Source organism: Cedecea sp. B1(4) (assembly GCF_059414925.1).
Genome location: NZ_JCAHMZ010000134.1, coordinates 1 through 462 on the forward strand (window position 1 = coordinate 1; position 462 = coordinate 462).

The following is a 462-nucleotide window of genomic DNA, read 5'->3' on the forward strand; positions in this document are numbered from 1 at the left end:
CTGGCCGATGCCGGGGTGAACATCACGATCAACCCGCGTTCGGATGCGTTGTTCGGCTTCGACGATGACACGTTCGCCTACCAGCAGGCGGTGGATCACGGACTGGCGCCGGCGCTGGGGATCGACCTGGACACGGCGTTCGGCAGCGATATGTTCGGCGAGATGCACGCGCTGTTCGGCCAGCAGCGGTCGGCGATGCGCTATCGGCGTTTCCGTGGCGAGGCCGATGTGCCGGCGCCGATTTCGGTGGAGGCGGTGCTGCGCGCAGCGACGGTGAACGGGGCGCGCGCGGCCGGGCTGGAGGACCAGGCCGGCACGCTGACGCCGGGCAAGCAGGCCGACATCATCATGGTCCGCACCCAGGGCGTGGCGGTGTTCCCGGTGAGCAATGCGATCGGCACGATCGTGCAGGCAGTGGAGCGCGCCGACGTCGATACGGTGATGGTGGCCGGCCAGTTGCGC

1 protein-coding gene is annotated in these 462 nt (G+C 69.0%); it reads left to right on the top strand.

Annotation, left to right across the window (positions count from 1 at the left end; genetic code table 11):
- On the top strand, positions 1 to 462 hold a 462-nt coding region (locus tag ACR6JA_RS22350), incomplete at both ends, for an amidohydrolase family protein (protein WP_494599602.1).